Below are 19,358 nucleotides of genomic sequence, written 5' to 3' on the forward strand. Positions count from 1 at the left end.
TTAATTAAATCAAAGGAGGCCATATCCATGAGAGTCATTGTAACCTTAGCCTGCACCGAGTGCGGAGATCGCAACTATACAACAACTAAGAACAAGCGTAACCATCCGGAACGGATCGAATTGAAGAAGTATTCACCACGATTGAAGAAGATGACCATCCATCGGGAAACAAGATAAATTTTTTTGTCATTTTTACATCGTAATATTTACGAAAAGAGGAAAAACCATGATTCTATCTTCCATGCGTGATGTGGTATTCGGATACAGTAAAGAGCCGGTCATTGACCAACTGTCGCTGGATATCCATGTAGGGGAGTTTGTGGGCATTACAGGACCAAATGGTTCGGCCAAAACAACCATGCTGAAATTGTTGCTGGGGCTGTTACAGCCCTGGAGCGGCACGGTACATATGAATGCACAGTCCGTACGTGGCAGCAAGCTGAACATCGGATATGTACCCCAACAGGTAGCATCATTCAACAGTGGATTTCCCAGTACGGTGATCGAACTGGTGCGATCCGGATGTTACCGCAAACTCGGCTTGTTCCGCAGATTCACATCCGAGCAGGAAGCCATTGTGGAACGCAGCTTGCGGGAAGTCGGCATGTGGGAATACCGCAACGCCCGGGTTGGGGAACTATCTGGTGGACAAAAGCAGCGAATCTGCATTGCCAGAGCCTTGGCAGGCCAACCGCAGGTACTCGTGCTGGATGAGCCGACTACAGGTATGGACCGGCGCAGCCGTGAAGGGTTCTATGATCTGATGCGCCATTATGCAGACGTCCATGGACTGACCATTATTATGGTCACCCACGGACTGGAAGAGATGGGCAACCGGTTGGACCGGACGATTACCCTGGAGCGGCAAGAAAGTGAGGAATGGCAGTGTTTGAGTACGAATTCATGCAGCGTGCTTTCTGGGCAGGCGGACTGATTGGAGTCATTGCTCCAATTTTAGGAGTCTATCTGATGCTGCGACGGCAGGTGCTAATGGCGGATACGTTATCCCATGTTTCATTGGCAGGGGTTGCCCTGGGTTCTGTGATGAACCTGGATCCGGTGATCTGTGGATTTGCGATTGCGATTATCGGTGCATTGCTGGTGGAACAACTCCGGCGAAATTACCTGACATATAGCGAGGTGCCTGTAGCTATCATTATGACGTCGGGGCTGGCCCTTGCTGTGGTGCTCATGAGTCTGAAAACCAATCTGTCCAAGACATTCAGCTCTTATCTGTTCGGTTCCATCGTTGCAGTTAGTGATATTCAGTTGTGGATTATGACGGCTGTGTGCGTCATCGGACTTATTTTTTTCATCGTGCTCCGAAGACCATTGTACAATTTGACGTTTGATGAAGAGACAGCTTCCATTGGGGGCATTCAGGTTAAAGGTTTATCATTTGCATTTGCCATTCTGACAGGAATGACTGTTGCTTCAGCCATGCCGATTGTCGGCGTATTGCTTGTGTCTGCTTTAATTGTACTGCCCGCTGCCTTGGCACTGAGATTGTCACGCAGCTTTGCTGCAGCGATCCTTATTGCCGTCGTCACCGGATTAATCGGTATCTTTAGCGGACTAACAACCTCTTACCATCTAAACACACCACCGGGAGGAACGATTGCTCTCATCCTGTTGGTCTTTCTATTGATTGGCATATCAGCACAAAAGCTGATTGGACGATATAACCGTAAACGTCATCGTAAAGAGAGAAAACAACAACGTGCAACTCTATTCATACATTCAAGGGAGAATACACCACATGAAATTCAATAAAAAATCAGCTCTTGCGCTATTATTCAGTTTTACACTTATCGTAGCCGGTTGTGGACAAAATCAGTCCGCTTCCGATTCCAGTACCAGCTCGGCTAACACGCCAGTACCAGCCGAGACCGAAGAGGCCAAACTGAACGTTGAAGTCAGCTTTTATCCGATGTACGAATTCACCAAAAATGTGGCAGGTGATCTGGCTAATGTCCATACACTCGTTCCTGCGGGTATGGAGCCACATGATTGGGAACCAACACCACAAGATATTGCAAGCATCGAGAAAGCGGATGTGCTTGTCTATAACGGGGCGGGTATGGAATCCTGGATCGATCAAGTTACGGATAGTCTGAGCAGTGCCAAACTCATTCAAGTGGAAGCGAGCCATGGGATTGATCTGCTTGAAGGGTCGGAAGAAGATGAGCATGATCACGAACATGCCGATACAACGGACACGCATGACCATGCGGATGAAGCCACAACAGAGGAGCATGATCACGATCATGACGCCGAAGCAGAAGAAGGACATACACATGATCATAATCACGGTGGACTTGATCCCCACGTTTGGCTGTCACCTGCACTTGCCGTGAAGGAAGTACGGAATATCGAGGCTGGACTTGCACAGGCTGCGCCTGAACATGCGGAGCAATTCAAGCAAAATGCCGACGCCTATATTGCCAAACTGGAGGAACTGGATCAGGATTTCAAGGCGGCTGTGGCAGACAGCAAACGTAAAGATTTCATCACACAGCATGCTGCATTCGGCTATCTTGCACAGGAATATGGTTTGCAGCAAGTACCTATTGCCGGTCTATCTCCTGAACAAGAGCCTTCCGCAGCGCAAATGGCAGCCGTTATTGATTTTGCCAAGGCGCATCAGGTGAAAACGATTTTCTTCGAAACGTTGGTTTCATCCAAAGTGTCAGAGACTATCGCCAGTGAAGTAGGGGCCAAAACGGCTGTGTTGAACCCGATTGAAGGGTTGACGGAAGAGGAGATCGCAGCAGGAATGGATTACATCGGCGTAATGCGGCAGAATTTGGAGGCACTGAAACTGGCACTGAATGAGTAGCGCTTTTGCTTCATTAACAAGCCGAGTTTACGAAAAAAGAAAACCCATTTGATGCCTGTCATCGAAAAAGGTACAATAATACAACATGCTGAGGAATGGCAATGCCGTTCCTTTGCCTTTTGCAACGCAGAGAGCACAGGGATGTGCTCTCTGCGTTGTTCAGGGTGACGGAGATCATGCGGGGAACGGGAGGAAAGCCTTATGGATTCAAATGAAGAACAGGAAGTGCTGTTAAGCCAGCAGCCCGCCCCTCTATGGAGAAGACGCAAGCTGGAGTTAATGCAGTGGACGGAACGCGAGAAGCAGACGGTGACAGCGAAGAGAACGGAGATTTGGAACGATGTTGAAGTGGATGCTGAGCTTGTGGATACCTTGACTTTGCTTCACAGAGCGGGCGTACGTACTGAGTTTTCATGCGCTGGTGTAAGCCCACTCGATGAACCGGTAGATCATTCTCTCTATGCCTATGTTACACTTGTACAAAATGAGGCAGCCGATCGATTTGTGACCTATGCGCTGTTGCAGATGCGCAACAGATTGCTTGCCACACTGGAGACAGGAACGGGTCGTTATGATCTGTCTTCTTTTTTCATTGGCCATAACCGGAGTTTCTGCTGGTGGATGCAATATTGCGCCGCACATTTCATGGATCGAAACGATTACACTGTAGCCACGTAGTATAGTGATAGGTATTTTTACTCGGAGGCAAGGGAGGTAGGACCGAATTGAATAAATGGCTCAAAACCATACTGTTCTTGGTGGGTTCAGCGATACTAACCCGCTTTATCCCATTTTCTTCATTGTTCCGTAATCTGGATACGATGATTCACGAATTTGGTCATGCACTGGTAACACTGTTGTTATCCGGCAAAGTATTGCGCATTGAATTATACGCTGATCACAGCGGCGTTACGTATTCATCCATGCTGACACCCGGCAGATCTATATTGGTTTCCTTAGCTGGGTATGTCACGGCATCTCTCTTTGCCTGGCTGCTATTCTATCTATACCGGAAAGGACGGCACATGTGGGGGCTTGGCATCATGACGGGTGTAGCTCTTGTGTCGCTTCTCTTCTATGTAAGGGGAGAATTCGGCATGCTCTGGCTTACAGGCTTTAGTGCGCTGAATGTTGTGATTATGATCTTTGGTGCCAAAATTGCGAAATTCTATTATTTGTTACTGGCTTTTCTCACACTGGAAGAGTCCGTAGTTAGTGCTATGTACGTTGGACTAATGTCTTGGACACAGCCGTCACGCGCAGGGGATGCAGCCAATCTGGCTCAGCAGACATTCCTCCCAGCGCTGTTCTGGGGAACGTTATTTGCACTGTTTGCACTGTGGTGTGCGAAGGGAGCACTTACGCTCTTTTTCCGAAAAGAAAGCACGGCCCGCACGTCAAAATCTCGTGGATTACGAGGGCGTAATGTTTAGAAAACAGAGAAGGCACTTCCTTTTTTATTAAAGGAGAGTGCCTTTTTGTGTGTCTTCGGGTCAATCTCCAAGATTGTCCCATAACACATAAAAGTAATAAATTTCTTCCATAATCGCCTTATCATCTTCTGCAGCAACGCCGCCTTTCATCCTTGCCAAGGTACCTAGAATATCGTAGATCGTCTCACGCTCCACACTGAACTGGATGCGATTGACGATCTTGTCCCAGGCTTTCATCGCGTAATCGATTTGGGACCTGGCTTCAGTCCATTTTTTGCCCTCAACCTGTTTCTGCAATGTTTGTACAGATTCAAGCAAGCGATCATCAGCACCAAAGGGCTTTTTGAGAAGGGCTCCGCTTGCCATTATCGCAACGAACACAAGAATGAGGCAGATCGGAAGCACATACAGCAACCAGAAACGCGATTTCATTCAATCGCCTCCTTCATGTAAATTTAGAAAGGCCCCTCATAATCGCCCATATCGATTTTTTCGGTGATCTTATCCTTAAAAAGATCAATATACAATTTATCGTTAGGCAATATGGCGGCAAAAGCAATATCCTGTATCGTCACTTTTTGCTTCTTAAGCTGCTCGCTGAGCCAATTCGTATCCTTGTTTCGTTCCTCCAGATTTTGCTTAATCAGCACGCCATCAATAATAATCTCGGTCATCAGCTTGCTCTTGGCAGGATGCATATGCATGTCCTTCGCGGTTACCGGTTGATTCTCGGGTTTCAACACAACAGAGAGACTGCCGTCCGGTTCAAGAATGGCATAATCCAACGTAGTGATGTCAAAGACATCCTTTTGCCGCAGCATCATGGTCAATTCGTCGAATTTTACACGCATTTTATGCAGGTTCTGTTCGAGGATTTTACCGTTCTGGATGACAAGTGTAGGGTCGGAGTCCATCAGTTTGGAGATGGTACGATTTTTCAGCGTAATATACTGAAAGATAATCGTGATAATGGTGAAAATGGTCAAGGCCACAAAATGAATCCACGCCTTGGAAGATAGATCGGTCGCAAATGTACCTGCGATGGAACCGATCGTAATGCCGTTAATGTAATCAAAATACGTCAAGTTGCCCATTTGTTGTTTGCCCAGCACCCTGGTATAGATGATCAGGGTCAGAAAGGCGATAATCGATCGCACAGCAACAACCCATGTTTCTTCCATCATGTATGTATCACCTTCCTTCGCTTCATCATACAAATTGAAAACGTTAATGCTTGGAGCCAATATTTATTTCCACCCAGCATATTTGTGGGCTATAACAAGCTTTTCCTAGGCTGGATAATCTTATTCTTGAACGGCAAAAAACCGAAACCTGGATAAGAACTCCAGGCTTCGGTTAATCATTCGAAAACATATATTTAATTCGGTCAATCCATGTAAAAGGAAAATAGAATAGAGGTCATACACCCGAGTAAGCCATAAACCCGCCATCCACAGGAATAACCGTACCTGTAACAAAACCGGACTGCCGTTCATCTGCCAGCCACATCAGCGTGCCCAGGAGATCTTCCGGTTTGCCGAAGCGCCGCATTGGCGTGTGCGCAATGATTTTGCTTGAACGTTCGGTCGGCGATCCATCCGGCTTAAGCAGCAGATTACGATTTTGCTCAGTCAGGAAGAACCCTGGTGCAATAGCATTTACCCGGATTCCCGATTCGGCCAGATGTACTGCAAGCCATTGCGTGAAATTGTTAATCGCCGCTTTGGCTGCACTGTACGCAGGAACTTTGGTCATGGGCGAAGGGGCACTCATGGACGAAATATTAATAACGGTAGTAGGAACATCGCGTTCAATCATTTGTCTTGCGAAAATCTGGGTAGGGATGAGTGACCCGACAAAATTCAGATCCATCACCTGACGGAAACCATCGACACTTACATCAAAAAAAGTAGTGATATCCGGCTGCTCCAAATCTTCCTGTCTGAAAATTTCATTTGTGGTATTGGCGCTGGCATGGTTGCCACCCGCTCCGTTAATAAGGATGTCGCAGGGTCCCAGCTTCTCCTGAACAACAGCTGCTGCCGCTATTACGCTATCGGCCTGGGTCACATCACAAGCTACTGCGATCGCTTTTCCGCCTTGAGCCTCGATTGCTGCAACGACTTCTTCCCCTTTGGATACGGTACGGTTCAGAATGGCTACACTTGCGCCATGACGCGCGAGCTCCTCAGCCATAGAACGACATAGAACACCTGCCCCGCCAGTAATTACAGCTGTTCTGCCTTCCAGACGGCTTGATCTTTCTTTGGCAAAGTCATTCATGCTTTTGACCTCCTTTGCAGGGAGTCCCAGACGCCCCACAGATACATAATTCCCAAAGCCCGATCATAGAGTCCATATCCCGGTCTGCATTGTTCTCCCCAGAGATGACGTCCATGGTCCGGTCGTGCATAACCTTCAAATCCAATATCGTGATAGGCCTCCACAACACCAGCAATATCAACATTTCCATCCTGACTGCGGTGAGAGGTCTCGATAAAGTCACCATTATCGTAGATTTTGACATTACGGATATGAGCAAAAGGAATACGGTCCTTGAACTCGTGAATCATGCCGATGATATCATTGTTTGGATTGGCTCCAAGAGAGCCGCTGCACAGCGTTACACTATTGTAAGGGCTATCATACAGGTTCAGATATCTGCGAACATTGTCTTGACTCGTAATAATCTTTGGCAGACCAAAGATTGGCCAAGGCGGATCATCCGGATGAATGGCCATTCGAATACCTAACCGTTCAGCAGTAGGAATGATCTCCTGCAGGAAATATCGAGCGTGTTCCCACATATCTTCCTCTGTTACATCCTTATAGGCTTCGAACAGACCTGTTAAATACTGCAATCGTTCCGGTTCCCAGCCAGGCATCGTCAATGCGGAATTTTCAGTAATGCGTCGAACCAATTCTAGCGGTTCAATATCGGCGATTTTGCTATTCTCGTAGAAGAGGGCGGTAGAGCCATCTTCCATCTCCTTATGCAAATCGGTACGCAGCCAATCAAAGATAGGCATGAAGTTGTAACAGATCACTTTAACGCCTACCTGGGCAAGTTTTTCCATCGTTTTTTTGTAATTCTCAATATATTGATCACGTGTAGGCAGACCGAGCTTGATGTCTTCATGAATGTTAACACTCTCAACGACATCCAGATGTAACCCGGCCTTATCTGCAGCAGCTTTGACTGCCAGAATTTTGTCCATGGGCCATTCCTCACCTGCCGGAACATCGTGCAGCGCCCATACAATGCCTTCGACTCCGGGAATCTGCCGGATGTGGTCAAGTGTTACGGTATCATTGCCTTCTCCAAACCAGCGAAAAACCATTCTCATCACATTCACCTCATCAAGATTAGTTTAAAGAACAGGTAGATCCATCATCATCATTGAAAATAGGAAGGGTATGTATCCCGCAGGACAGCAAGATCCGTAACGGTCAAATGCAGATGTTCCTGCATAATGTGCTCCGCCGTTTGGGCATCGTGCTGTTGTATCGCCTGAACCATGGATCGATGCTGTTCGAGCAAGTGATCCCAATGATGATCCGAAGACAGACGGAGCATTCGGCTCCGGTTCAGATGCACGTTCATATGCTGGATCACGGACCAGGTGTTTTTTTTGTTACAGCCTGCAAAGAGAGTACTATGGAATTCCTCATCCAATCCGAACATTCGTTCATCATCCGGTTCAAGTATGCATTCCTGCTGCTGCGCAAGATTCTGCTCCAATATTTTCATTTGTTCATCTGGAAATTGCACACACGCGAGCCGTATGACGGCACGCTCAAGCTGTTCACGCATGAATCGAGCTTCCTCCACGAGATCAACTTGAATCAGAGATACATAGGTACCTCGCTGCGGATAGACTTCCAGCAGACCTTCCTGCGCTAATCGGACAAAGCTTTCTCGAACAGGGGTCCGACTTACATTGAACTCAAGCGAGATCTCTTTCTCCGAGATGGCGGTACCGGGAGGCAGCTTCAAACTCAGAATCAACTGCTTCAACGTCGTATAGACCGCCTCACGAGAAGAGAATGCCTGTTTGTTCAGAGAAGACGGGTTTATTAAGGATGATAATAATTCGGCTTTGGACGAAGACCTAGGGGGAAATTCCATAATCTCAACTCCTTCAAGGACATACTACCATACTTGTATGGTAGTATGGAAGCGCTTTATATAAGTTATTCACAATTTATCTGACACGGCTTGCTGTTAGCGGGATGGTGGAGTAAACTATAGTTATTAGGTTCAAATGTTTAAACCAACAGACGTGACAAATGTGATATCTGTAGAATATATAGAGGTGAAACCATGGGACAAAAATCGATATCTATTTTTCAAACCTGCATCCCCTTATTCCAGGTACTTAGCGACAATCATCGTCAGGCGATTTTACTTGCTCTTAGTGAGAAGGGCAGCATGACAGTAAATGAAATTACAGAACAGTTCAGTCTATCCCGGCCTGCTATATCCCATCATCTCAAGCTATTGCTTGAGAAAGGACTTATCTCCGTGGAACAGAAGGGCACACAGCGATATTATTCCGCTTCATTAAGGTCCTCGGTGGAACTATTGAAGGAACTGGTTGGGGCGTTGGAAGAGGAGTGCTTATAGGCAAGAGTTGTTAACATGCCTAGGCATGTGGTCTATACGTTCGTATGTTTAAACGAATCATCATTAACTCGAAGAGGAGTTGGATTATATGAGTGTCATGCAAGAATTAAGCAAACATGAAGTCGAAGAAATTTTACAGAATCAACGGCAGTTTTTCCGCTCAGGGGCTACTCGTTCGGCCGAGTCTCGAATTGCACATTTAACCCGGTTGAAACAGGCGATTCAAAAGTATGAGTCCCGTCTTACCGAGGCGCTCTATCAGGATTTGGGCAAGAGTGAGTTCGAATCTTATACTACAGAGATCGGATTTATGCTGGATAGTATCACGCACACCATTCGCCAAGTGAAGAAATGGGTCAAGCCGGTCAAAGTTAAAACTCAATTCGCGCTGGTCGGTTCCAAAAGTTATATCATTCCTGAGCCGTATGGTGCGGTATTGATTATTGGACCTTTTAACTACCCATTCCAGCTATTAATTGAACCCCTGGTTGGTGCGTTGGCAGCAGGCAATACGGCAGTCCTCAAAGCATCAGAGAACACACCAGCCGTCTCCGCTGTTATTCGCGGGATGATTACCTCCGTATTCGAACCAGCTTATGTTCACGTGGTCGAAGGAGCCAAAGATACAACCACGGCGCTCATTAATGCGCCATTTGACTATATCTTTTTTACAGGAAGTGTACCGGTTGGCAAAATCGTCATGGAGGCCGCTGCCAAAAATCTCGTTCCGGTTACGCTGGAGCTTGGTGGTAAAAGTCCGGTTATCGTGGATAAGCACGCAGATCTCAAAGTGGCTGCACAGCGCATTATATGGGGGAAACTGCTTAATACGGGTCAGACCTGCATCGCACCGGATTATCTGCTTGTGCATGAACAGGTGAAAGATTCGTTGATCACCGAAATGAAAGCAGCAGTGGAGTCGTTCTTTGGCACAAATATCCAGCACAATCGAGACTATGGTCGAATCGTCAACAAGGCCCATTTCAAACGTCTCACTACCCTTATTGAACGCGATCAAGCCCTCGTCATCTATGGTGGTTACTCCGATGAGGAAGATCGCTTTATTGAACCGACGTTTATTGATGCCGAATCGTGGGAAGCGGCGACGATGGAGGACGAAATTTTTGGTCCAATTCTGCCGATTATCAGTTATTCCCATATTGATGAGGCGATTGCAGGTATTGTGAAGCGGCCGAAACCGCTGGCACTCTACCTCTTTACATCTGATACACAACTACAGGATAAAGTGATGCGTGAGGTTTCTTTTGGGGGCGGCTGCATTAACGATACGATTACCCATGTAGCCAACCCACGTCTGCCTTTTGGAGGGGTAGGACATTCCGGTCTTGGTTCATATCACGGGCGTTATAGCCTGGAGACCTTCTCTCATATGAAAAGTGTGCTCAAAAAGAGCACCAGGTTGAACCTGTCTATTTTATATCCGCCATACGATAACAAGCTGAAGACGATTAAACGTCTATTAAAATAAAAAAACTGACGTTTAATCGTAAGCAAATTAAATACCATACTGGAATGATGTTCAATGAATGAGCTCATTCGGGAGCAGGCTGTTCCTGTCTGTAACGTGAGGGTGAAATTCCTGACCAGCGCTTGAATTGACGACTGAAATGGGCAATATCCTTGTAACCTAACATGGCAGCGATGTTCTGCACCGACAGCTTGGGGTTACCTAGCAGAACTTTGGCTTCATGCAAAACCATTTCAGATAAATATACACGCGGAGACTGACCATACACCTGCCGAAATACACGGTTACAATGTGAGGAACTGATGCCCAGCTCTGCTGCAATATCATCAATGCCATAATGGCTGTCGGACTCACGTCCCTGTTTGAACTGCTGACTCACCAGTCCTTGCAGCCGGTTACGAATTTGATGTGCCAGTTCGATCTTCTCATATCCGTCCGTGAACAATTGAGCGGCTTCCTGAGAGACAGCCTCCCATAAATGGCCGAACAACTCAAATACCGCCGATTGCAGCTGCATGCGCTGTACCATCGTACTCGCCGCCCGGTTGTCCGCAGAAGACATTAATTTGCGAAGGACAGGCTCGATCTGGCGGGTGACCGGACTATCTACATCGAACAAAACCTGCTTGATTCGTGCAAGCAAAGAGAGAAATAACTGATCATCGATATCAAAATGCATGCAAAAATACGTAAACCCCTTGCCGTTATGGCTCAGGCTGGAATGAATACTTCCTGGAGGAATCAGGAGTAATTCTCCAGCCTTTTGAATATACAGCTTGCCGTCCACGGTCATGTATTGTTCGCCTTCCGTTACATAATTCAGCTCATATTGTGGATGTTCGTGGGCTGGATAATCCCAATCGGCCCCGACACTTCGCAAATGTATGGCGAACAAATTCACCGTTGTTTGTACATCCGGGTAGAATACTTCATGTACACTCTCTCCCAAAGCGGGAGGCAAATAGGTGGAAGACATGGAAGACCCCCTTGATAAAAAATATAGAAACAGATGTAACCGCTTTATTTATATTATAGTCTATTAGCTTGATTTGGGTAAATATCCGATTGATTTGACCATGGTCTACGGTGGAATGCCCATGGTAGGATGGGGCTAATGAAAACGCATGCAAACCATTTTGAGAGGGGTCATCGTTCATGAGCACATCCAAATCCATCTTTTATAATGCCCATCACTCACCGATCGGGGCTTTTGCCAGCTTTACGCTTGGATACAAAGGAGCCAAAGGCGGACTAGGCCTGGAGCTTGGCAAGCCAGCAGATCAGAACGTATATATAGGTTTACAATCTCGCGACAGTGAGAACTACGAAGCACTCCCATTTTTCGAAGCCGTTGAAGATGCAAGCGTTCGATATGATGTAGAGAAAGTGGAGAATTCGGATTCAGATCAGGTGTCTTCGGCCTCGACGGAAAGTGGAGCGAGCACGCCAGCGGCAGTTGCAGCACAGGGAACACGCCCACTGATTTCAGCGTTCCGCGATGAAGAGATTACCCGCGAGTTCACTTCAGGAATAGATACGTGGACGGCGGGTGATCTGACTTTCCGTATTTACTCACCTGTGCGTCCTGTACCCGAACCGCTGAGTGGCGATCGTGAAGCAATAATGGATGCGCTTGTGCCTGCGGTGCTGGTGGAGATGACAATTGATAACACGCAAGGACGGCAGTCGCGTAAAGCATATTTTGGCTACCAAGGTAATGATCCTTACTCAGCCATGCGTATCATCGGAGGACCTGAGGGTGGGGCATTAACCGGAGTTGGACAAGGTCGCCTAACCGCCATTTTGTCTGCGGATGAGGGGCTATGGCCTGCACGCGGATTTACTCTGGACAAGATATTGCAGGAGAAGCATCGTGAGAATCTGGCGTTCGGACTGGGCGAAACAGCTGCGTTGTTGATGGACGTCCCCGCTGGAGAGAAGCGTACATACCAATTTGCCGTCTGTTTTTATCGCGGCGGGATCGTTACTTCGGGTATGGACACGACCTATTGGTATAGTCGTTATTTTGCAGATATCCTGGAAGCCGGAAAATACGCGCTAGACCGTTTCAACGAGCTGACTGCTTCCTGTAAGGAAGTTGAGCAACGTCTCGGTGTATCTGCTTTGAGTGAAGATCAGTCATTTATGCTCGCCCATTCCATTCACAGCTATTATGCAAGTACACAACTGCTGGATGAGGACGGCGAACCGTTCTGGATCGTAAATGAAGGCGAATACCGGATGATGAATACACTCGATCTGACCGCAGATCAGTTGTATTTTGAACTTGCCTTAAATCCTTGGACCGTGCGTAACGAGTTGGAGTGGTTTGTGAAACGCTACAGTTATACAGATCAAGTGCGGTTCCCGGGCGAAGAGAAGGAATATCCGGGCGGCATTACTTTCACGCATGATATCGGCGTGGCAAATGTATTCTCACGTCCGGGGCACTCGGCATATGAACTGGTGGGTATTGATGACTGCTTCTCGCAAATGAGTCACGAGGAACTGGTCAACTGGCTCTGCTGTGCAACTGTATATATTGAACAGACGCAGGATCGGGACTTTGTTAAAGAGATGCTGCCCGTCATTCGGGATTGCTTCGAAAGCATGTTAAACCGGGATCATCCGGATGAACAACAACGCAATGGCCTAATGGGGCTGGATAGCAGTCGCACCAAAGGTGGAGCCGAGATTACCACATACGACAGCCTGGATGTGTCGCTTGGACAGTCCCGTAACAACATCTATCTGGCAGGCAAATGCTGGGCCGTCTATGTAGCACTGGAGAAGCTGTTCGCTGCAGAGAAGCTGGCTGAGTTGTCTCATCACGCAGGACGTCAGGCAGATCGCTGTGCAGCCAGTATCGCAGCCCAGTTAACCGATGGTGGCTACATTCCGGCAGTTATCGCCGAAAATAATGATTCCCGTATCATTCCGGCCATTGAAGGCTTGGTGTTCCCATACTTCACCGGCTGTGAAGGCGCGCTGGATGTAAATGGCCGTTTCGGTCCTTACCTGCAAGCGCTTCGAACCCACTTTAAAACCGTTCTTGTCCCTGGCACTTGTTTGTTTGAAGATGGAGGCTGGAAGTTGTCTTCTACGAGCAATAACTCATGGCTCAGCAAAATATATCTGTCTCAGTTCATTGCACGAGAACTGCTGGGCGTGGAATGGGATGAAACAGGGAAGGCTTCTGACGTTGCTCATGTAAACTGGCTGCTGCATCCAGAGGAATCCTACTGGTGCTGGAGTGACCAGATCCTGGCCGGTGTAGCGGTCGGAAGCAAGTATTACCCGCGCGGAGTAACATCGATTCTATGGCTGCTCGAAGGCAAAGGTAATCGTCTGGAGCAGATCTATGCTAGCAAGGAGGCTGTACAATGAGCAACACAACCGTTCAATCCAATATCTCCGGCCCGCAATATGATGCGTGGCTTGGATATCTTCAAAGTCAATCCGCAGTGAAAGGGAACGCCAAAAAGGCATCCCCTGCCTGGAGCCATACCGTGTCGGTGGCGGAAGATCAGGAAATCATATCAACAGCAATTGCCGAACTGACACAGGGGCTGGATAAGCTGTTTGGCATCAAGCCGAAAGTTAATCATGAAGTTGCCAGCCAAGCGAGTGAGCCGGATTTAGCGAACCAGGAGGCACAAGGGATATGGCTTGGCACATGGACGGGATCGGAAGCTGTAGCTCAGGCCTTCAGCGACACGGAACGCTCTACCGTGCAAGGAGAAGGTTATATTATCCGCGAAGATAAGGAACGGGGCAGGCTGATTATTGGTTCTGAAACCCCTCAAGGTGTTCTATATGGTACCTTTCATCTGTTGAGGGAACTTGTTTTGGAGCAAGAAAACTCAAACGATGTGCATCCTGCTACGGGAAGATTAAGCTATATTTCTGAGCAGCCAGTTAATGCATTACGCATGATCAATCAGTGGGATAATGTGGACGGCAGCATCGAGCGTGGTTATGCTGGAAAATCCATTTTCTATGACAATGGAGAATTCACTCGTGATCTCGGACGTATTCGAGATTATGCCAGATTGCTCGCTTCTACAGGCATTAACGCCATTTCAATCAATAACGTTAACGTTCATCAGCGTGAGAGCCTGTTCCTGACGGAACGTTTCCTGGGTGATGTTGCGAAGGTTGCTGCCCAATTCAGAGCGTACGGCATCCGATTGTTCCTGAGCGCCAACTACGCAAGTCCGATAGAGATTGCTGGATTGCTTACGGCAGATCCGCTGGATGAACAGGTCCGTGAATGGTGGAACATTCAGACAGCCAAGGTGTATGCGGCAATTCCGGACTTTGGCGGCTATCTGATCAAAGCGGATTCGGAAAATCGGCCAGGACCCTTCACATATAACCGTGATCATGCCGATGGAGCGAACATGCTGGCCGAGGCACTTCGCCCATTCGGTGGACTGGTGATTTGGCGCTGCTTCGTCTATAACTGCAAGCAAGACTGGCGTGATCGCTCCACAGATCGCGCACGGGCGGCATATGACCACTTCAAGCCACTGGATGGCCGATTTGCGGATAACGTCATTTTGCAGATCAAGAATGGACCAATGGACTTTCAGGTTCGCGAGGCCGTATCTCCGCTGTTCGGGGCAATGGAGAACACAAATCAGGTGTTGGAATTCCAGATTACGCAGGAGTATACGGGCCAGCAGCGGCATCTCTGTTATCTGATTCCACAATGGAAAGAAGTATTGGATTTTGATACGTTTGCCAAGGGGCCAGGTTCTGAAATCAAACGTATTGCTGACGGTTCTCTGTACGACAGACCGTATAGCGGCTTTGCCGCAGTATCCAATATCGGTGCAGATGAATGCTGGACAGGACATCCGCTCGCTCAGGCGAATCTATATGGATATGGGAGACTTGCCTGGAATCCAGAGCTGTCATCGGAAGAGATCGCGGAGGAGTGGGTTAGACTTACATTCGGACATGACGAAGAGGTCGTTCGTCTAATCTCGGGCATGCTTTTGAATTCATTGGATATCTATGAAAGTTATACGGCACCACTCGGTGTAGGCTGGATGGTTAATCCAGAGCATCATTATGGGCCAAATGTGGATGGCTATGAGTATTCCAAGTGGGGGACGTATCACTTTGCCGATTGTGATGGCATTGGTGTGGACCGGACAGTGAGCAGTGGAACAGGATACACTTCCCAATACCACCGCGAAAATGCCGAAAGATATGAATCCCTAGATTCCTGTCCGGATGAGCTGCTGTTATTTTTCCACCATGTCCCGTATACACATGTTCTGCATTCTGGCAAAACGGTCATTCAGCACATTTATGATACACATTTTGAAGGTTCAGAGCAGGCTGCGGCATTAGCTCAGACCTGGGGACAGCTGGAAGGCAAGATTGATTCTACTGTATTTGATAAGGTGTCTGCGTTACAGGCAGGGCAGGCGGAGCATGCCAAGGAATGGCGAGACATGATCAATACGTACTTCTATCGCAAAAGTGGTATTGCAGATAAACAAGGAAGAACGATATATTAATCTGGATACGAAAGCTAGAACTGTCGGATCTTCTCCGGAGGAAAGAACAGCGTTGGCATACATGAGAAGGAGGGAACATATGGGACATCATCAATTACCCGAGACCATGAAGGCTGCTGTAATGACAGAGCCTGGGCACATCATCATTGAGGAACAGGCTGTACCACAGCCGGCTGAAGACGAGGTACTCATTCAAGTGATGGCCGTTGGCGTCTGCGGATCGGATGTGCATTATTTTGAACATGGCAGAATTGGCCGATTTGTGGTTGAGAAACCAATTATACTCGGACATGAATGTGCAGGTATCGTAGCAGCTGTAGGCTCGAAAGTATCACGGCTGAAAGAAGGAGATCGGGTAGCCATTGAGCCTGGGGTAACCTGCGGACGATGTACGGCATGTAAAGAAGGCCGTTATAATCTGTGTCCCGATGTGCAATTTCTGGCGACGCCTCCGGTAGATGGGGCATTTGTACAGTACATGACCATTCGGGAGGATATGGTTTTCCCTATCCCGGATCATCTGTCTTATGAAGAGGCAGCCATGAACGAACCTTTCTCGGTTGGCATTCATGCTGCAAGACGTAGTAAACTGGCTCCGGGAACCACACTTGCTATTATGGGCATGGGACCTGTTGGACTGATGGCTGTTGCAGCTGCCAAATCGTTTGGCGTAGAGCGCATCATCGTCACAGATCTGGAGGAAGTGCGGTTGGAGGCTGCTCGTCGAATGGGCGCCACCCATACCATTAATGTACGGAACGAAGATGCACAGGCGGTGATCCGTGAGTTAACGAACGGCGTCGGTGTAGATACAGCTTGGGAAACCGCGGGGAATCCGAAGGCGCTTCAGTCAGCATTATATTCGCTCCGCCGCGGAGGCAAGCTTGCTATTGTAGGACTGCCTGCACAGGACGAGATTGCCCTGAATGTTCCTTTTATCGCGGACAACGAGGTTGATATATACGGAATCTTCCGTTATGCCAATACGTATCCAGCGGGAATTGAATTTCTGAGCTCAGGCCAGCATGATGTGATGTCCCTGATTACTGACCGTTATTCGCTTGAGGAGACCCAACAGGCCATGGAACGAGCATTGCACAACAAGAGCGGAAGTCTGAAAGTAATGGTGTATCCGAACGGCAAATGAATCTATTTCGAAGGAGCCCTGATGTTTAGGGCTTCTTTTTTTGTATTTTTCGCCATAAAAGGATTAAACAAGCTTCCGTAACGTGGTATAATGCTTGAAGATTTTAATATATAAAATTATACACACCAAATATGTTGAATAGCATCTAGCGAAAGGAACTGAAGGTTGTGAGAACACATGAATTTATGATTCACTCTGATTTCCAACGGGATGATCTGATGTCTGTATCTTCTCAAGCGTCGCGCTTTGCATCGGATATTTCATTGTCATTTATGGATGCGAATCATGAGCATCGTGTAGATGTCAAAAGCTTGCTTGGTATGGCGCTTCTTCCCATTCGACATGGCAGTGTGGTGAGATTACAGACACGGGGAAGAGATGAACTTGAAGCGTTGGAATATATGCTAAATGTGCTGGAGAAGGGCTTAACTTGAACTCTGAAACCTGTACAAATCACAGTGAATTGTAAAATATTTATCGTTTCTTTAATTCCGACTGGTACTTCGTCCAAAAAAAGAGTATAATAAAATTTAGTTCTATTCTAAGAAGTACCCATATTAAAGGAGTGTAAATAGATTATGCCAAAAGCTGATATCCATCCAAAGACACAAACAGTAATTTTCTTCGATGCAAGTGCTGATTACAAATTCCTGAGTTCTTCGACTAAATTCTCGAACGAAACAATGGAATGGGAAGATGGTAACACATACCCAGTAATCCGTGTGGACACTAGCTCCGCATCCCACCCATTCTTCACTGGTAAACAAAGAAACGTGGACATCGGTGGTCGTGTTGATAAATTTAACCGTAAATACAACATCAAATAGGTTGTCCAACCATTACAAGAAAACCTCGGGATTAATCCTGAGGTTTTTTTTGTTTGCATACCGATTAGTAAACCCATGTAATTCAGAGTAAAAGTAATTCTAATACTCATACATATTCATTTCCTCTAAAATTAATTCAACCAATTATTGCGCTTACAACACATTCGGATGTACACTAGAAAACAGAATCAGACATATTGGAGGAGGAAATAGAGATGAGCAGCATCAATCATATGGTAACGTTTACACTTTACGCGGGTAAAGATACACCCGAAGCAGAGGCATTTTTGAAAGAGAGTGCGGATGCACTGGCGAATATCCCCGGTGTAGAGCAATTCCAGATCCTGCGTCAGGTAAGCGAAAAAAATGAATTTGACTATAGTTTTTCAATGGTGTTCGCCAATCAGGCTGCATATGATACATACAATGATCATCCGGTTCACCGCAAATATGTGGAAGAACGGTGGGAAAAAGAAGTTAGTCGCTTCCAGGAAATCGATCTCATTCAGCACGGGAAGTAATGAAATGATGAATCTCATTGAACCAAACAGAAGATAACATGAACTTCGAAAGCGTTTTCTAGTTTGATTAATGAGGGTTAAATCATTTTGAAATCCTTCTTTCTTCATCACTAAATTTCGTGTTTACACATGTGGCTCAAAGGAGGGGACTTTTCCCTATGAAATTGGATCTTACAGGTAAAACGGCACTGGTGACAGGCGCAACCGGTCAATTGGGAAGGGTCATCGCTCGTACGTTGGCAGACTGTGGTGCTGATCTCGCGCTGCATTACATAAATAATGAAACGAAGGCTAAAGAGCTACAAGCTGAGATTGAAGCCATCGGTCGAAAAACGTTCATTGTTCAGGGCGATATTACGAAGCAGGATACGGCATTTCGGTTGCGGGATGAAATTCAGTCCAGCCTCGGCGATGTGGATATCGTGGTTGCCAATGCGGTCATCCAATATGCCTGGACAACGGTGCTGGAACAATCACCGGATGATTATATAAGCCAGTTCGAATCATGTGTGATGCAGAGTGTGTATCTTGCCAAAGCATTCATCCCTTATATGAAAGAAGCCAGAGCTGGTCGATTCATTGGTATCAATACGGAATGTGCGATGCAAAATTTTGCTACCCAGTCTGCATATACAGCGGGAAAACGCGGCATGGATGGTTTGTACCGTGTGCTGGCAAAAGAGGTAGGCGAATATCAGATTACGGTCAACCAGGTTGCGCCTGGATGGACGATCAGTGAGCGCGACCGCAGCAGTGAATCGGGGCATGATGAGGGTTATATTCAAACTGTTCCGTTGAAACGTAGGGGAGAAGATCAGGAAATTGCCAATGCGGTAGCATTTCTGGCATCCGACCTGTCCTCGTTTATTACAGGAGCTTATATCCCAGTCAGTGGTGGCAATGTGATGCCTGCCATTTAATATTAATTTATGGATGTGAAT

21 protein-coding genes are annotated in these 19,358 nt (G+C 47.1%); 15 read left to right on the forward strand and 6 right to left on the reverse strand.

Translation table 11 applies throughout. From position 1 onward, the window contains the following. The first annotated feature begins 27 nt into the window (after nucleotides 1–27). From rpmG to AC3ITG_RS16290, 6 genes are all read left to right on the forward strand, one after another. The gene (gene rpmG, locus AC3ITG_RS16265) at nucleotides 28–177 is read left to right on the forward strand and encodes a 50S ribosomal protein L33 (protein WP_024631975.1); all 150 of its coding nucleotides are present in this window, start codon (nucleotides 28–30) and stop codon (nucleotides 175–177) included. A 49-nt stretch (nucleotides 178–226) separates the two neighbouring features. Further along, nucleotides 227–934 carry a metal ABC transporter ATP-binding protein gene (locus AC3ITG_RS16270; RefSeq protein WP_413379008.1) on the forward strand — a complete coding sequence of 236 codons (708 nt, stop codon included), beginning with the start codon at nucleotides 227–229 and terminating at the stop codon, nucleotides 932–934. After that, a complete protein-coding gene (locus tag AC3ITG_RS16275) occupies nucleotides 880–1,773 on the forward strand; it encodes a metal ABC transporter permease (RefSeq protein ID WP_413379010.1) in 894 nt (297 codons plus the stop codon). Before AC3ITG_RS16270 ends, AC3ITG_RS16275 begins: the two co-directional genes overlap by 55 nt. Then, nucleotides 1,760–2,839 carry a metal ABC transporter substrate-binding protein gene (locus AC3ITG_RS16280; RefSeq protein WP_489250649.1) on the forward strand — a complete coding sequence of 360 codons (1,080 nt, stop codon included), beginning with the start codon at nucleotides 1,760–1,762 and terminating at the stop codon, nucleotides 2,837–2,839. The genes AC3ITG_RS16275 and AC3ITG_RS16280 overlap by 14 nt, the downstream gene beginning before the upstream one ends. A gap of 201 nt (nucleotides 2,840–3,040) precedes the next feature. After that, on the forward strand, nucleotides 3,041–3,517 hold the full coding sequence (locus AC3ITG_RS16285) for a hypothetical protein (protein WP_489250650.1): 477 nt from the start codon (nucleotides 3,041–3,043) through the stop codon (nucleotides 3,515–3,517). A 47-nt stretch (nucleotides 3,518–3,564) separates the two neighbouring features. Further along, nucleotides 3,565–4,272, forward strand: coding sequence for a M50 family metallopeptidase (locus tag AC3ITG_RS16290; protein ID WP_111620815.1), 708 nt, complete (start codon nucleotides 3,565–3,567; stop codon nucleotides 4,270–4,272). A 60-nt stretch (nucleotides 4,273–4,332) separates the two neighbouring features. On the opposite strand, the gene AC3ITG_RS16295 is transcribed toward AC3ITG_RS16290, so the two are convergent. From AC3ITG_RS16295 to AC3ITG_RS16315, 5 genes are all read right to left on the reverse strand, one after another. Beyond that, on the reverse strand, nucleotides 4,333–4,704 hold the full coding sequence (locus tag AC3ITG_RS16295) for a DUF4363 family protein (RefSeq protein WP_413379016.1): 372 nt from the start codon (nucleotides 4,702–4,704) through the stop codon (nucleotides 4,333–4,335). 23 nt (nucleotides 4,705–4,727) lie between these two features. Next, the gene (locus AC3ITG_RS16300; protein ID WP_489250651.1) at nucleotides 4,728–5,516 is read right to left on the reverse strand and encodes a DUF421 domain-containing protein; all 789 of its coding nucleotides are present in this window, start codon (nucleotides 5,514–5,516) and stop codon (nucleotides 4,728–4,730) included. 175 nt (nucleotides 5,517–5,691) lie between these two features. Next, nucleotides 5,692–6,555 carry an SDR family oxidoreductase gene (locus AC3ITG_RS16305; protein ID WP_413379019.1) on the reverse strand — a complete coding sequence of 288 codons (864 nt, stop codon included), beginning with the start codon at nucleotides 6,553–6,555 and terminating at the stop codon, nucleotides 5,692–5,694. Then, on the reverse strand, nucleotides 6,552–7,619 hold the full coding sequence (gene uxuA, locus AC3ITG_RS16310) for a mannonate dehydratase (protein WP_376034711.1): 1,068 nt from the start codon (nucleotides 7,617–7,619) through the stop codon (nucleotides 6,552–6,554). The genes AC3ITG_RS16305 and uxuA overlap by 4 nt, the downstream gene beginning before the upstream one ends. 50 nt (nucleotides 7,620–7,669) lie before the next feature. Next, nucleotides 7,670–8,401 carry a GntR family transcriptional regulator gene (locus tag AC3ITG_RS16315; RefSeq protein WP_489250652.1) on the reverse strand — a complete coding sequence of 244 codons (732 nt, stop codon included), beginning with the start codon at nucleotides 8,399–8,401 and terminating at the stop codon, nucleotides 7,670–7,672. Nucleotides 8,402–8,596: 195 nt separating this feature from the next. Here AC3ITG_RS16315 and AC3ITG_RS16320 point away from each other — a divergent pair, with 195 nt between their 5' ends. Continuing rightward, complete coding sequence (locus AC3ITG_RS16320) at nucleotides 8,597–8,899, forward strand: ArsR/SmtB family transcription factor (protein WP_413379025.1); 303 nt, start codon at nucleotides 8,597–8,599, stop codon at nucleotides 8,897–8,899. A 97-nt stretch (nucleotides 8,900–8,996) separates the two neighbouring features. Beyond that, nucleotides 8,997–10,388, forward strand: coding sequence for an aldehyde dehydrogenase (locus AC3ITG_RS16325; protein WP_489254474.1), 1,392 nt, complete (start codon nucleotides 8,997–8,999; stop codon nucleotides 10,386–10,388). A gap of 64 nt (nucleotides 10,389–10,452) precedes the next feature. Here AC3ITG_RS16325 and AC3ITG_RS16330 read toward each other — a convergent pair whose 3' ends face one another. Beyond that, a complete protein-coding gene (locus AC3ITG_RS16330) occupies nucleotides 10,453–11,364 on the reverse strand; it encodes a helix-turn-helix domain-containing protein (protein WP_489250653.1) in 912 nt (303 codons plus the stop codon). A 179-nt stretch (nucleotides 11,365–11,543) separates the two neighbouring features. Between AC3ITG_RS16330 and AC3ITG_RS16335 the strand changes: the two genes are divergently transcribed. The 7 genes from AC3ITG_RS16335 to AC3ITG_RS16365 all read left to right on the forward strand — a co-directional run bounded on the left by AC3ITG_RS16335 (nucleotide 11,544) and on the right by AC3ITG_RS16365 (nucleotide 19,337). Next, nucleotides 11,544–13,775 (forward strand): glycoside hydrolase family 52 protein, encoded by a 2,232-nt coding sequence (locus tag AC3ITG_RS16335; protein WP_489250654.1) that lies wholly within the window; start codon nucleotides 11,544–11,546, stop codon nucleotides 13,773–13,775. Then, complete coding sequence (locus AC3ITG_RS16340; protein ID WP_489250655.1) at nucleotides 13,772–15,922, forward strand: alpha-glucuronidase family glycosyl hydrolase; 2,151 nt, start codon at nucleotides 13,772–13,774, stop codon at nucleotides 15,920–15,922. Before AC3ITG_RS16335 ends, AC3ITG_RS16340 begins: the two co-directional genes overlap by 4 nt. Before the next feature lie 79 nt (nucleotides 15,923–16,001). Next, nucleotides 16,002–17,069 carry an NAD(P)-dependent alcohol dehydrogenase gene (locus AC3ITG_RS16345; RefSeq protein WP_489250656.1) on the forward strand — a complete coding sequence of 356 codons (1,068 nt, stop codon included), beginning with the start codon at nucleotides 16,002–16,004 and terminating at the stop codon, nucleotides 17,067–17,069. 167 nt (nucleotides 17,070–17,236) lie between these two features. Next, on the forward strand, nucleotides 17,237–17,503 hold the full coding sequence (locus AC3ITG_RS16350; protein ID WP_413379037.1) for an HPr family phosphocarrier protein: 267 nt from the start codon (nucleotides 17,237–17,239) through the stop codon (nucleotides 17,501–17,503). 144 nt (nucleotides 17,504–17,647) lie between these two features. Further along, on the forward strand, nucleotides 17,648–17,896 hold the full coding sequence (locus tag AC3ITG_RS16355) for a type B 50S ribosomal protein L31 (protein ID WP_062319704.1): 249 nt from the start codon (nucleotides 17,648–17,650) through the stop codon (nucleotides 17,894–17,896). A 215-nt stretch (nucleotides 17,897–18,111) separates the two neighbouring features. Next, nucleotides 18,112–18,417, forward strand: coding sequence for a Dabb family protein (locus tag AC3ITG_RS16360; RefSeq protein WP_163754074.1), 306 nt, complete (start codon nucleotides 18,112–18,114; stop codon nucleotides 18,415–18,417). A 158-nt stretch (nucleotides 18,418–18,575) separates the two neighbouring features. Then, nucleotides 18,576–19,337, forward strand: a complete 762-nt coding sequence (locus AC3ITG_RS16365; RefSeq protein ID WP_163754071.1) for an SDR family NAD(P)-dependent oxidoreductase — start codon at nucleotides 18,576–18,578, stop codon at nucleotides 19,335–19,337. The last annotated feature ends 21 nt before the right edge of the window (nucleotides 19,338–19,358 follow it).

It is taken from the genome of Paenibacillus sp. GL_099_B (assembly GCF_057835695.1).